A 12,435-nucleotide genomic window follows, 5' to 3' on the forward strand; every position below is an offset into this window, starting at 1 on the left:
TGCTGGGTGATTGTTAGAGATATATTTCAGCGCCATGCAGGCGTGATTTTGAGGGTGGGGTAAGCCTGTGCCGCTGATATCAGTTGATTCACTCAATACCCTTACGGCGGCTGAGTGGGATGGTCTGTGTGCCAGCCCACAGCCTTTTTTGCGTCATGCCTTTCTGACGGCGCTGGAGGACAGTGGCAGTGTGGGCGGACGCAGTGGCTGGCAGGTCGCTCATGCCCTGTGGCAGGACGACAGCGGCCGCACGCTGGCGGCCATGCCGGGCTATGTGAAGAGTCATTCCTACGGCGAGTATGTGTTCGATCACGGTTGGGCGGATGCCTGTCGCCGGGCGGGGATTGCCTATTACCCGAAGTTGCTCGGGGCGATTCCGTTTTCGCCGGTGACGGGGGCGCGGCTGGTGGGTGATCCGGTGGCGGCCAGTCAGTTGCTGGATGCGCTCTCAGCCAGCCTGCCGCAGCGCGAACTCAGTAGTCTGCATATCAATTTCACCACGCCTGCGGAGGCTGATTTATTGGCTGGGCGTGAGGGCTGGTTGCAGCGGTTGGGCTGTCAGTTTCACTGGCGTAATCGCGGTTACCGGGACTTTCAGGATTTCCTCGATACCTTGAGTTCGCGCAAGCGCAAGCAAATGCGCAAAGAGCGCGAGTCGGTGGCGGGGCAGGGCATTAGTTTTGATTGGCGCGAAGGGCACCAGTTGACGGAGGCAGAGTGGGATTTCGTCTACCTGTGTTATGCCAACACCTACCATGTGCGTGGCCGTTCGCCCTATCTGACGAGGGCGTTTTTCAGCCTGCTGACAGAGCGCATGCCGGAGATGATCCGGGTGGTGTTTGCCGTGCAGGGCGGCAGGCCGGTGGCGATGGCGTTTAGTCTGCTCGGCGGAGATAGCCTTTATGGGCGCTATTGGGGCTGTTTGGATGAGTTTGACCGGTTGCACTTTGAGACCTGTTTTTATCAGGGCATGGAGTATGCGATCAGCCAAGACGTAAAGCGTTTTGATGCCGGTGCGCAGGGCGAACACAAGTTGATTCGGGGCTTTGAGCCAGTGCTGACGGAGTCCTGGCATTACCTTTGCCATCCGGGGTTGCGGGCTGCGGTGGCGGAGTTTTTACGGGAAGAGCAGGCGGGGGTGCGGCATTACGCGGAGCAAGCCCGGGAGTTGTTGCCGTATCGCAGTGAAGAGTAGACAGCTTTTCGTGGCTAAAGCCACTCCCACAGAGGCTGTGCGTTTGTGGGAGTGGCTTTAGCCACGAATGGGGTTGGGGGTTGAGGTGGGTTCGCGGTTGAAGCCACTCCTACAGGTATTCTGTTTAATCGATCCCGACAAACCCTCCGGTCTGGTGTTGCCACAGGCGCGCATAGAGGCCGCCGCGTTCGATCAGTTCGGCGTGGGTGCCGGTCTCGATGATGCGGCCTTGATCCATCACTACCAACCGGTCCATGCGGGCGATGGTGGAAAGGCGGTGGGCGATGGCGATAACGGTTTTGCCCTGCATCAGGGTGTCGAGGTTGTCCTGAATCGCCGCTTCAATCTCCGAGTCCAGTGCTGAGGTTGCTTCGTCCATGATCAGGATTGGTGCGTTCTTCAGCAGTGCGCGGGCGATGGCGATACGTTGCCGCTGACCGCCAGAAAGTTTCACGCCACGCTCACCCACGGTGGCGTCATAACCAATACCGCCCTGACCGTCATCCAATTGCGGAATGAAACTGTCGGCGCTGGCTTTACGCACGGCAGCGAGCATCTCTTCTTCGCTGGCATCCGGTTTGCCGTAGAACAGGTTTTCGCGGATGGAACGGTGAAGCAGGGCTGTGTCTTGGGTGATCATGCCGATCTGTGCGCGCAGGCTGTCTTGGGTGACATCGGCTATGTTCTGGCCGTCGATCAAGATGGCGCCGTCTTGAAGGTCGTACAGGCGCAGCAGCAGGCTGACCAGGGTGGATTTACCCGCACCGGAGGGGCCGACCAAGCCGATCTTTTCGCCCGGTTTTATCTCTAGGCTCAGGCCGCTGAGTACGCCGCGCTCTTTGCCGTAGTGGAAGTGAATGTTGTCGAAGCGGATGGCGCCTTGCTCAAGTTGCAGCGTCTTGGCGTCAGGCTTATCCACCACGAGACGTGGCTGGGCGATGGTCTTCATGCCGTCTTGCACGGAGCCGACGTTGTCGAAGATGCCGTTGACCACCCACATGATCCATTCGGCCATGTTGTTCAGGCGGATCACCAGTCCGAGTGCCAGCACAATCGCGCCTGCAGAGATCAGGTCACCACTCCACAGCCACAGTGCCAGTGCGCCTGTCCCGACAATCAGCAGGCCGTTCAGGCTGGTGATGAGAAAGTCCATCAGGGTAATGGTGCGCGCTTGCAGACGGAACTTGTGCACCAGCTCGCCCATGGCCTCGCCAGCGTACTGCTCTTCAAACTGGGTGTGGGCAAAGAGTTTGAGGGTGGTGATGTTGCTGTAACTGTCGACCACGCGGCCCATGAGTTTTGAGCGCGCTTCTGAGGCTGCTGCTGAGCGGTTTTTCAGGCGCGGCACGAAGTAGCTGAGCAGAGCGGTGTAGAGGATGATCCAGCTGATCAGGGGGATCATCAGGCGTGGGTCAGCAGAGGCGAACAAGTAGAGCGCGCTGCCGGTGTAGACCACGATAAACCACAGTGCATCGACCACCTGCATGGTGGATTCACGAAGTGATTGGCCGGTTTGCAATACGCGCTGAGCGACACGCCCGGCAAAGTCGTTCTGGAAGAAGTTCAGGCTTTGCTTGAGCACGTAGCGGTGGTGCTGCCAGCGGATCATGTTGGTCAGGCCGGGGTTAAAGGCTTGGTGTGTCAGCAGGTCATGAATGCCGAACACAACAGGGCGAATGACCAGCGCGAGCAGCAGCATGCCGATCAATTCGGTCTGGTATTTGCTGAAGAATTCGCTGCTGGGCGTGGCCTGGATCATGTCGATCAGCCTGCCAAGGTAACTGAACAGCAAAACTTCGATAAAGGCGGCGAAGAAGCCAAGCACCAGCACGGCGATCATCAGGGGCCAGATCTGGCGAAGGTAGTGGGCGTAGAAGGCGATTATGCCGGAGGGAGGTTCGACGTCCGGGCTGGGTTTGAAGACGTCGATCAGTCTTTCGAAGTAGCGGAATAACATGGTCAGGCATCCTGCCTAAAGGGCTGTTGCCGCGTGGCAACAGCCCGGATCAGCGCGTCGCTGTCTGCCGGGGTGAACCGGCAGGGTGGATCAGAGACGCTTGGCGGTTTCGATCAGTACAGGTTGGGTCGGGACGTTCTGGTGCATGCCTCGGTTACCGGTTGGTGCTTGAGCGATTTTGTCCACAACATCCATGCCCTTGGTCACTTTGCCGAATACGGCGTAACCGAAGTCACGGGCGCCGTGGTCAAGGAAGGCGTTGTCGTTGTGGTTGATAAAAAACTGGCTGGTGGCGGAGTCTTTAGCTTGGGTGCGGGCCATCGCCAGGGTGCCACGTACGTTGTGCAGGCCGTTGTCGGCTTCGTTTTTGATCGGGGCTTGGGTGTCTTTCTGCTTCATGTTCGCATCAAAGCCGCCACCCTGGATCATGAAGCCTGGGATCACGCGATGGAACTGCGTGCCGTTGTAGAAGCCGCTATCCACGTAGCTGAGGAAGTTAGCGGTGCTGATCGGGGCCTTTTCCTGATTCAGTTCGATCTCGATGTCACCGGCAGTGGTGGTCAGCAGTACTTTGGGGTTTTCTGCGGCCATCAGGCTACCGGCCAGCAGCATGGAGCAGGCGGCGAGGGTCAGTTGCTTCAGCATCGTTTTAGTCCTTATCGGCAGAGTTTGCAGTTTGTTCGACTTCTTGGAGGAAGGCTAACAGGCTGCGGTTAAAGTGTTCAGGTTGATCCAGCGGCGTGGCGTGACGCGAGTCTTCGATGACCAGCAGCTGTGCATGTTTCATTTCACTCACATAGTTTTGTTTCAGTGAAACAGGGCTGTAGTCGTGTTCGGCTGCGACCACCAGCGTGGGACAGGTAATTTGCCCCAGCCGTTCCCGCACGCTCCAGCCTATGATCGCATCCAGGCTGGAGAGATAGGCGCGCTTGTCGTTTTGCGGCCAGCGTTCTTCCATCTTTTGACGCAGTAGGGCTTGTTCTTGTTTGGGAAACAGCAATTTTCCCAGCGCCTTAGCCAGTGTATCTAAGCTCAGCACTCGCGCCAGTATCCAGCGTTTGGCTATCTCCAGGCGGTCCCTCCAATTTCGGCCGCGGACCTCTGGCAGACTATTGATGACACACAGGCTCTTGAGCAGCTCTGGGTGGTCAACAGCCAACTGAAAACCAATCATGCCGCCCATGGATATCCCCACCAGATGCACAGGCGGTAGTTGCAGGTGCTGGATAAGTGCTGCTGTGTCATCGGCAAAACCTTTGATGCTGTAACGCTCGCGGGGTTTGGAGGATTGTCCATGGCCACGCACATCAAAGGCTATTACCCGGAAGTACTGGGCGAGCACGGGGATTTGCAACTCCCAGTCACGGGTGCTTGAACCTAGACCATGCACCAGCAGAAGCGGTGCACCCTGGCCGTGCTCTTCATAGTAAAGATTGCAGCCATTGTGGGAGAAGGTGGCCATGCTCACGCCTCAGGTTGGTGCGGCTCAGGGGCAGCGAATGGGGCCCCAAGCGGGACAGTGTCAAAGCGGGTGATCAGGTCTACCAGAATCTGCGCAGCCGGCCCCAGTGTCTTTTCCTTGTTGCGGTAGAGGTGGAAGATTGCATCGCGTTGTCCGCCCTGTTCCAGCGGCAGAGGTTTGAGTAGCCCCTCCTTTAGTTCGCGTTCGATCAGGTGCCTTGGCAACCAGGCAAAGCCAAGACCATTGCTCACAAACGTGGCGGAGGTGGCCAGGCTGCCGACCGTCCAGCGCTGCTCGGCACCGAGCCAGCCGACGTCGCGAGGCTGCTGTTGGCCGGAGTCGCGCACGACAACTTGCATCTGTGTTTCCAGGTCCTGATAGGTGACGGTGCGCTGCAGGCGGTGCAAGGCATGATCTGGGTGGGCCACGGCGACAAACTCTACGGTTTGCAACTGGGTACCGAGAAAACCGGTGATGTTAAGTCCACTGATGGCGAGGTCGGCGCTGCCGGATTGAAGTATTTCCTCCACGCCGGATAGCACTTCCTCCCGCAAACGCACCCGGCAGCCTCTGCTTTGCGGCATGAATGCGGTCAGGGCTCGAACCAGCCTTGCGTTGGGGTAGGCTGCATCAACCACCAAGCGAACTTCGGCCTCCCAGCCTTGTTCCATGTGGTGGGCAAGGTCTTCCAGTTGGCTTGCCTGTTTAACCAACTGCCGCGAGCGGCGCAGCAGCACATCACCTGCTTCGGTCAGCACGGCTTTGCGTCCATCAATACGCAGCAGCGGTACGCCGAGCTGCTCCTGCATGCGGGCCACGGTGTAGCTGACGGAAGATTGTGAGCGGTGCAGAATTTCAGCGGCTTGCGCAAAACCACCGCTGTCGACTACAGCCTGTAGCGTTCGCCATTGGTCCAGTGTTACCCGTGGAGCTTTCATATTCAGTCCCTTAATGTTCCTGGCAGTCAGGTGCAAAAAACGTTTCAATCAACCTAAACTGACCGTTCTGCTTTGGAGGCTGCCTTGATGAAGAAGTTTTGCTGCGCGCTGCTGGCCTGTTTACCTTTCACGGTAATGGCTTACCCGGTTGAGCTCGAAAAACAGCTCAATGGTGCCGAGGTGTCGGTGACTACTCAGCAAATTGATCACAACATGGCCAGTGTTCAGCTCTATAACTACGGCGAAATTGGTGCGTCGTGTAAGGCCATCTTTCGCAATGGTCCAGAGGCACCCCGTACCCGCCGTGCAGTCGTTGCTCCGGGTCAGGTCAGTACACTGACACTCAAATCAAACCGCAGCATCATCAAGCTCAGGGTTAATTTGACCTGTGAGCAGCAGTAGCGCTGAGACTAATTTCGACCTTCAAATAAATCAAATAAATTGATTTAAAGGTGCAGAAAATTGCGCTTTTTAATCAATCTTTGTGCTCATACCATGCCTCCCATTACGCGGATTGCCGCAAGCGGAGAGTGGAAATGGCACATGTTCTGGTGATTGAGAGTAGCGTCCGAGATCAGGGCTCTGTGTCTCGTCAATTGACCGAAACCTTTCTGGCTAGCTGGCGAGCCTCCCATCCGAATGATTCGGTCAAGGTTCGTAACCTGGCCGCTGATCAAGTCCCACATCTGGATGCTGATTTACTCGGTGGGTGGATGAAACCTGCCGATCAGCTGAGCGCGGCGGAAAATGAAGCACTGCAACGCTCCAATCTTTTAACTGAAGAGTTACTGGCTGCCGATGTGCTGGTGCTGGCCGCACCGATGTACAACTTTGCCATCCCCAGCACGCTGAAGGCTTGGCTCGATCATGTGTTGCGCGCAGGGGTGACCTTCAAGTACACCGAATCGGGTCCACAAGGCCTGCTTACCGGCAGACGCGCTTATGTTCTAACCGCTCGTGGTGGTGTTTATTCCGGTAGCCCGCAAGATCATCAGGAGCCGTATCTACGCCAGGTGTTGGGTTTTGTGGGGATTTATGATGTGCAGTTTATCCACGCAGAAGGACTCAATCTGGGGGATGAGTTCATGAAGCGCGGCCTCGCCGAGGCCAACGCAAGGTTGGCTACGGTGGTCTAATTTTCTGTTGGTTTTTTGTGCTCCTACGTCCATCCCCAACTGGACGCTTGGCCCGGCCTTCCCCCCCGAAGTGGCCGGGCCTTTTTTATTATCGACAAGTAATGAGTGTTTCTGGTCGTTATCTGACTGGGGTTTGACTGCGCTTGCAGGCAAAATGCCTCCCACGGGTTGTATCCAGCTGTTATCGGCATTTAAGGGGTTGTAATGCAGCTTTCCGGGCGTGGGGTGGCGTTTTCTTTATTGGCGTCGGTGCTGTTCGCAATGGTGCCGGGGTATGTCCGGTTTCTGGAGCCGTTGGATGGCTTACAGGTCTTTGCACATCGAGTGTTGTGGTCAATACCGGCGGTGCTTTTGCTCATTACATTGCTGCGCCAATGGCCGAATCTATTAGCGGCTGCTGAGCGCGTGCGCCGTGAGCCGATGCTGATGCTGTGCCTGCCGGTGGCGGCTCTGTTGATGGGGACGCAGTGGTTTGTATTTCTCTGGGCGCCTTTGCAGGGGCGCATGCTGGAAATTTCTATGGGCTACTTTCTAACCCCGCTGGCGATGGTGCTGGCCGGACGAATTTTTTACGGCGAAAGGCTAAGGCCATTACAGCGCCTGGCAGTTATGTGTGCGTTGCTGGGGGTTGCCCATGAGCTGTGGCGAACTGGGGCGGTCTCCTGGTTGGTGTTGCTGGTGACGTTTGGCTATCCGCCTTATTACATGCTGCGGCGGCGTATGGGCCTTGATGCATTGAGTGGTTTTGTCTTTGAAATGCTGCTTATGGCACCGGTGGCGATCTGGCTGGTAATGCAGTACGGGCAAGAGCAGTTGTTCAGCACAGCGCCTCAGCTGATTTGGCTGCTCCCAGGATTGGCGATATTGACCTCGGCGGCGTTTGGTTCACTGATCACAGCTAGCAGGCTTCTGCCGTTGGGGCTGTTTGGCATCCTCAGTTATGTGGAGCCGGTGCTGCTGTTTTTGGTGGCACTGGTGTTTTTGGGGGAACACTTTGATGCGGCCCAGTGGCTGACGTATTTGCCGATCTGGTTGGCGGTGTTGCTGGTCGGGTTGGATAGCGGGCGTGTGTTGCTAAAGCAGGCCCGTCAGGCCAGGGCGTGACGGGCGAGGGCTGTGTAATCAGTCGATCACGTTGCGCAGTACTTCGTAGATGATACCGGTGGTAATGGCAACCAGGGCTACGTCTGTGCCCAGTTGCTTCCATTCATAGCCGTCGTAGTGGGGCAATTGGTTGAGCAGGCGGCTGTCGAAGTTTTTGGCGATGCCCGGTGGCAGGGGTTTGCCCCGGGCAAGGTTTTTGGCGATTCCTGGAGGCAGAGATTGCACTGAGCCGATAAGGTCGCGGTTTTCACCTAAAACGATGCGCACTCGGCCAATGTCGATGGATGGGCCATTGAGGTTGATGCTGACATCACTGTCATTGCCGTGCCCTCTTCCAGGGTTGTCATGCTTGGGGGCTGCCAAGGCTGGTTGCGCGAGTAACGCAAAGCTGAGCACTGAGGTGAGTAGAACGCTGTGAGTGTGGTCGCGCATAACATTCTCCTGTCAGCATTTGTTATGGTTTGTAGGACAGTTTGAGCTGTGCTAACGCATTTTGTTCGCTGTCAGTCGTCATTTTTAGTGTTATCAGCGCAAAGAAATTCGGCCGTAGCGCTGGAAAGCGGTACGCTATGTGGCTGATATCTGTTTCTTCCGTCGAGGTTACTACGTGTTTTCCCAATTCGCCCTGCATGAACGCCTGCTTAAAGCCGTGGCCGCGCTGAACTTTGTCGAGCCTACCCCGGTGCAGCTTGCTGCCATTCCTCCGGCGCTTGCGGGAAAGGATCTGCGGGTAATCGCGCAAACCGGTAGCGGTAAAACTGCTGCATTTGTTCTGCCGATGCTCAGCCGTCTGTTTGGCGATGGCTCATCTAAACCACGCATGAGCGTTCGCGCCATGATCATGCTGCCAACCCGTGAGTTGGCGCAGCAGACCCTCAAGGAAGTGGAGCGCTTTGCTCAGTACACCTTCCTCAAGCCGGGCCTGATCATCGGTGGTGAAGATTTCAAAGTGCAGGCTGCCATGCTGCGCAAGGTGGACATCTTGATCGGTACGCCAGGGCGCCTGATTGAGCACGCTAACGCCGGTAACCTGCTTCTAGACGAGGTTGAGGTGCTGGTGCTGGACGAAGCCGACCGCATGCTGGACATGGGCTTTGCCGAAGACGTGCTGCGCCTGTCTGAGATGTGCAATGCCGAGCGGCAAACCCTGCTGTTTTCCGCCACCTCGGGCGGCGCTGCGCTGCGTGATGTGGTCAGCAAAGTGTTAAAGAACCCAGAGCATTTGATGCTGAATCGGGTCAGTGAGATCAGCGAAGGCATCCATCAGCAGATCATCACCGCTGACCATGTTCATCACAAAGAAGAGCTGGTTGAGTGGCTGCTGACCAACGAAACCTATGACAAAGCCATCGTGTTCACCAACACCCGTGCCCAGGCTGATCGCCTGTACGGCAAGTTGGTGGCTAAGCAGTTCAAGACCTTTGTGCTGCACGGTGAGAAGGATCAGAAAGACCGCAAACTCGCCATCGAGCGCCTCAAGCAGGGCGCTGTAAAAGTGCTGGTGGCCACCGATGTGGCGGCCCGTGGTCTGGATGTGGACGGTCTGGATCTGGTCATTAACTTTGACATGCCCCGCTCTGGTGATGAGTACGTGCACCGTATTGGTCGTACGGGCCGCGCCGGTGGTGAGGGGGTGGCGATTTCGCTGATCTGCCATAACGACTGGTCGTTGATGTCGAGCATCGAGCGTTACCTGAAACAACGTTTTGAACGCCGTAACATCAAAGAGCTGAAAGGGACCTATCAGGGCCCGAAAAACCTTAAGGCATCTGGCAAGGCTGCGGGCACCAAGAAGAAAAAGACCGACAGTAAAACGGGCAAGAAGGTGGCGGCGAAGAAACCCGCGGCTAAGGCGCCTGCTAAGCGCAGTAGTAAGCCTAAGTCCGATGCACCAACACTGGTGAGTCAGGACGGTCTGGCGCCGCTGAAGCGTCGCAAGCCTGCGGCCGAGTAAGCTCCAGTTCAGTGATAGAAGCGGCGGATCAACCTGAGTTGATCCGCCGTTTTGCTTTAAGGCGTTGCGATTTCTTCGTCATGCACTGTTTCGGCTGACTCTGACTCGGCCTGGGTGGCAAGCAGTTCGGGGGCACTCGCCATTGGGGCACTGGTCACGCTGAAATCCATAATCTCAATAGCCCCGTTGCCTTGTCCGGTGAGATGGAAGGAAAAGGCTTTGCGGGTTTTGGGGTTGTCAAAGCTGAAGCTCAATTCCACAGGCTGGTCACGGGTGAGCAGTGGCAAGGACGGAATCTCGATGCCGGTCTCGCGTTCATATTCTTTAGTCTTCAATTGCAGGCGCGCCCCAAGTTTGTCCAACTCAGTGGCGCGAATTTTTATCGTGATGCGCGTCTGGGTGCCTGCATTCAGAGTCAGGTATTGGGCACCGATCAGGTTGTCGGCCCAATCGTCCACTTCACCTGATTTGAGCGGCATGGCCTGGCTGTTGGCAAACTGAAAATGTTGCTCGCCTTGGCCTGCTAGCAGGGACTGATCCAGCAGGGCGGCACGCTGGCTGATTAGTCGGGCGGGGCGGCCGCTGATGCGCCCGATGTAAGGTGCACTGTCTGCGATAAACCCTTCACTGTCGTAACGTCGGCAGACGTTCTGGAAGTCGCATTCAGTCAGGCTGCCATGCCCGTCATGCAGGCGCAGCAGGCCGTTGGTGTAGGAGATTATTTCCCGGCCGTTGCTGTAATTACGCAGCATGGAGCGGCCGGATATAACATCCGGTATTGGGAAGGCAAAGTAATCCAAAACGCTGGCGGTAAGGTCTACATGGCCGTAAACACCGTGTTTGAGTTTTGGCAGTTTGTCCTGCTCAGGTGCTAATAGCAGGCTGAACCCCCAGGCTGAGGCCAGACGCACATTCTCTAGACCGTGGGATTCGTCCGAGGTGACGATGACCAAGGTGTCTTTGAGGACGCCTTGACGTTCGAGACTGTCGAGAAAGTCGGCGACGGCATCGTCCAGATAGGCAATGGCGGCTAGCTTAGGTGACTCATAGCTATCCAAATAGGCCTGAGGCGCCGAATAGGGCTGGTGAGTGCCGACGGTCAGCAGGGTCAGCATCCAGGGTTGGGGTTGTTTACGCAGGCCGTGGATATAGTTGAGCGCGCCTTCGAAATAGGCTTTGTCATCCATCCCCCACGGGAACTCGATGTAAGGCTTGTTGCGAAACCAGTCGCGGCCATGGGTTTGCTCAAAGCCCATGCGCGGCATGATTTGGTCTTTGGCCATAAAACGCAGCCCAGCACCTTGCAGGAAGTGGGTGCTTAGGCCTCGTTCACGTAGCTGAGCCGGTAAGCAGTTAGCGCTGCGCTGCGGGTTGTTGAGCAGCTCCAGGCCTTTGGGCGTGCCAGTATCCAGCTTGCTGTAGTCACCGCAGAGCATTGCGTACAGACCACGAATGGTCTGGTGGCTGTGCAGCACGTAGTCATACGTCAGCATGCCGCGTTCCGCCCATTGGCTTAGGCGCGGCATCGGGTTCTGTTGATAGCTGCTGTTGATGGCGCTGCGGCTTGCTTGCAGGTAGGCGCCGGTCACGCCCTCCAGGGTCACGATCAGGACGTTGCGTGCACTACCGGCCTTATCCAGCAGGGGAGTGCCACTCAGATCAAGCTGGCTCAAGCCGCGAATATCCACTGGGCCTGAAGGCTCTGGATCAACCCAGTCAAGCAGGTGCTGACGGCTACTGCTGGTGGCTTCAGCCAGTAGTTTGTGCGGTAGGTTGAACTGCATCCATTGGTCTGCCTCACTGGGTGTCAGTTGCTGCAGCAGGCCGTGGGCGGAAAATAACGAGAGCGGGACTAGTAGCGCGCTGCGGCTAAGCGGCTTGTGCGGATGCTTGTCGCGGCTGCGTAAATAGAGATAGAACAGCAGGCTGGCTACTAGCGCCCAGGCCAGAAAAGGGTTGCTAAGGCCTCCGCCTTGGCTGGAGTGGCTGAGAAACTCGCGGTCGGTCAAAAACTGCGCGTCGGACAATGCCGGCATACGTCCTACTGCACTGACCAGCTCAATGTTGCCAAGGCTGAACAGTGCCCAGGTTAGCAGCAGTGGAATGCTTAGTAGCCAGTGGCGTCGATGCACGAAGACTAACAGCAGGCTGCCAATGGCCAGGTCAGATAGATAGCCGTAAGGATGTGCCCAGCCTAAAGTGAAGCGGGTGAGCAGGGGAAAGCCCAGCAACAGGATGCTCAGGCTCAGTAAAGCGCCGGATGGTCGTTGCAGGGTAAAGCGGGGAAAACGCACAGGTACTCCAGAATGGTCGCTCTATCTGCGCTATAGCAGAAACTATCTAGGAAAGACAGTTGCCATGATTCTGAAACATGACCGGTCAATGCGCCAGCGCTGGGGAAGTGAGTAAGGTAAGGAAGGCGGCTCGCGCCTTGAAATTGCAACAAGGCGCATGCGCAGTGATTTACTTTTTGCTGATGGTGATTTGTCGGCTGTAGGTTTGTCCGCTAACGCCTTTGGCGATTTGCTGAATCTGGCCGCCCGATTTCAGGAAGGCTTCAACCTGTGCATCGAGAGAGTCGCTGGTTTCTGTCGCTGGGGCTGGTTTGGCTTTGGCAGCGGATGCTTTTACGCGCATGAATGTGTCCCCTTTAATCAAAGTTGACCGAACAGGGTACGATAATTAATAA

The 12,435-nt window shown here is 56.7% G+C and carries 12 protein-coding genes; 5 read left to right on the forward strand and 7 right to left on the reverse strand.

The features are described from left to right. Positions 1–67: 67 nt before the first annotated feature. On the forward strand, positions 68–1,195 hold the full coding sequence (locus WG219_06650) for a GNAT family N-acetyltransferase (GenBank protein ID WXL27126.1): 1,128 nt from the start codon (positions 68–70) through the stop codon (positions 1,193–1,195). 124 nt (positions 1,196–1,319) lie between these two features. On the opposite strand, the gene WG219_06655 is transcribed toward WG219_06650, so the two are convergent. The 4 genes from WG219_06655 to WG219_06670 form a co-directional block, all read right to left on the reverse strand. Then, a complete protein-coding gene (locus tag WG219_06655; protein ID WXL27127.1) occupies positions 1,320–3,152 on the reverse strand; it encodes an ABC transporter ATP-binding protein in 1,833 nt (610 codons plus the stop codon). 90 nt (positions 3,153–3,242) lie between these two features. Further along, positions 3,243–3,797 (reverse strand): peptidylprolyl isomerase, encoded by a 555-nt coding sequence (locus WG219_06660; GenBank protein ID WXL27128.1) that lies wholly within the window; start codon positions 3,795–3,797, stop codon positions 3,243–3,245. Between the two features lie 4 nt (positions 3,798–3,801). Next, a complete protein-coding gene (locus WG219_06665; GenBank protein WXL27129.1) occupies positions 3,802–4,614 on the reverse strand; it encodes an alpha/beta hydrolase in 813 nt (270 codons plus the stop codon). A 2-nt stretch (positions 4,615–4,616) separates the two neighbouring features. After that, positions 4,617–5,552, reverse strand: a complete 936-nt coding sequence (locus WG219_06670; GenBank protein ID WXL27130.1) for a LysR family transcriptional regulator — start codon at positions 5,550–5,552, stop codon at positions 4,617–4,619. Between the two features lie 87 nt (positions 5,553–5,639). Here WG219_06670 and WG219_06675 point away from each other — a divergent pair, with 87 nt between their 5' ends. From WG219_06675 to rarD, 3 genes are all read left to right on the forward strand, one after another. Continuing rightward, a complete protein-coding gene (locus WG219_06675; GenBank protein WXL27131.1) occupies positions 5,640–5,954 on the forward strand; it encodes a 3-phosphoglycerate kinase in 315 nt (104 codons plus the stop codon). Positions 5,955–6,088: 134 nt separating this feature from the next. Continuing rightward, entirely contained in the window at positions 6,089–6,688 is a 600-nt protein-coding gene (locus WG219_06680; GenBank protein WXL27132.1) for an FMN-dependent NADH-azoreductase, read from the forward strand. A gap of 204 nt (positions 6,689–6,892) precedes the next feature. Next, positions 6,893–7,792, forward strand: coding sequence for an EamA family transporter RarD (gene rarD, locus WG219_06685; protein ID WXL27133.1), 900 nt, complete (start codon positions 6,893–6,895; stop codon positions 7,790–7,792). A gap of 18 nt (positions 7,793–7,810) precedes the next feature. Here the strand turns inward: rarD and WG219_06690 are convergent, their stop codons facing one another. Next, positions 7,811–8,224 (reverse strand): anti-virulence regulator CigR family protein, encoded by a 414-nt coding sequence (locus WG219_06690; protein ID WXL27134.1) that lies wholly within the window; start codon positions 8,222–8,224, stop codon positions 7,811–7,813. 175 nt (positions 8,225–8,399) lie between these two features. Between WG219_06690 and WG219_06695 the strand changes: the two genes are divergently transcribed. Next, entirely contained in the window at positions 8,400–9,746 is a 1,347-nt protein-coding gene (locus WG219_06695; protein WXL27959.1) for a DEAD/DEAH box helicase, read from the forward strand. A gap of 56 nt (positions 9,747–9,802) precedes the next feature. On the opposite strand, the gene WG219_06700 is transcribed toward WG219_06695, so the two are convergent. After that, on the reverse strand, positions 9,803–12,040 hold the full coding sequence (locus WG219_06700) for an LTA synthase family protein (protein ID WXL27135.1): 2,238 nt from the start codon (positions 12,038–12,040) through the stop codon (positions 9,803–9,805). Between the two features lie 169 nt (positions 12,041–12,209). Further along, positions 12,210–12,383 (reverse strand): hypothetical protein, encoded by a 174-nt coding sequence (locus tag WG219_06705; GenBank protein WXL27136.1) that lies wholly within the window; start codon positions 12,381–12,383, stop codon positions 12,210–12,212. Positions 12,384–12,435: the final 52 nt, after the last annotated feature.

The organism is Pseudomonas mendocina (assembly GCA_037482215.1).
In the GTDB taxonomy this organism is placed as follows: Bacteria; Pseudomonadota; Gammaproteobacteria; order Pseudomonadales; family Pseudomonadaceae; genus Aquipseudomonas; species Aquipseudomonas mendocina_E.

Coding starts and splice junctions, on each gene's coding strand:
- WG219_06655 (WXL27127.1), bottom strand. CDS start 3,152: ATGTTATTCCGCTACTTCGAAAGACTGATCGACGTCTTCAAACCCAGC.
- WG219_06660 (WXL27128.1), bottom strand. CDS start 3,797: ATGCTGAAGCAACTGACCCTCGCCGCCTGCTCCATGCTGCTGGCCGGT.
- WG219_06665 (WXL27129.1), bottom strand. CDS start 4,614: ATGGCCACCTTCTCCCACAATGGCTGCAATCTTTACTATGAAGAGCAC.
- WG219_06670 (WXL27130.1), bottom strand. CDS start 5,552: ATGAAAGCTCCACGGGTAACACTGGACCAATGGCGAACGCTACAGGCT.
- WG219_06675 (WXL27131.1), top strand. CDS start 5,640: ATGAAGAAGTTTTGCTGCGCGCTGCTGGCCTGTTTACCTTTCACGGTA.
- WG219_06680 (WXL27132.1), top strand. CDS start 6,089: ATGGCACATGTTCTGGTGATTGAGAGTAGCGTCCGAGATCAGGGCTCT.
- rarD (WXL27133.1), top strand. CDS start 6,893: ATGCAGCTTTCCGGGCGTGGGGTGGCGTTTTCTTTATTGGCGTCGGTG.
- WG219_06690 (WXL27134.1), bottom strand. CDS start 8,224: ATGCGCGACCACACTCACAGCGTTCTACTCACCTCAGTGCTCAGCTTT.
- WG219_06705 (WXL27136.1), bottom strand. CDS start 12,383: ATGCGCGTAAAAGCATCCGCTGCCAAAGCCAAACCAGCCCCAGCGACA.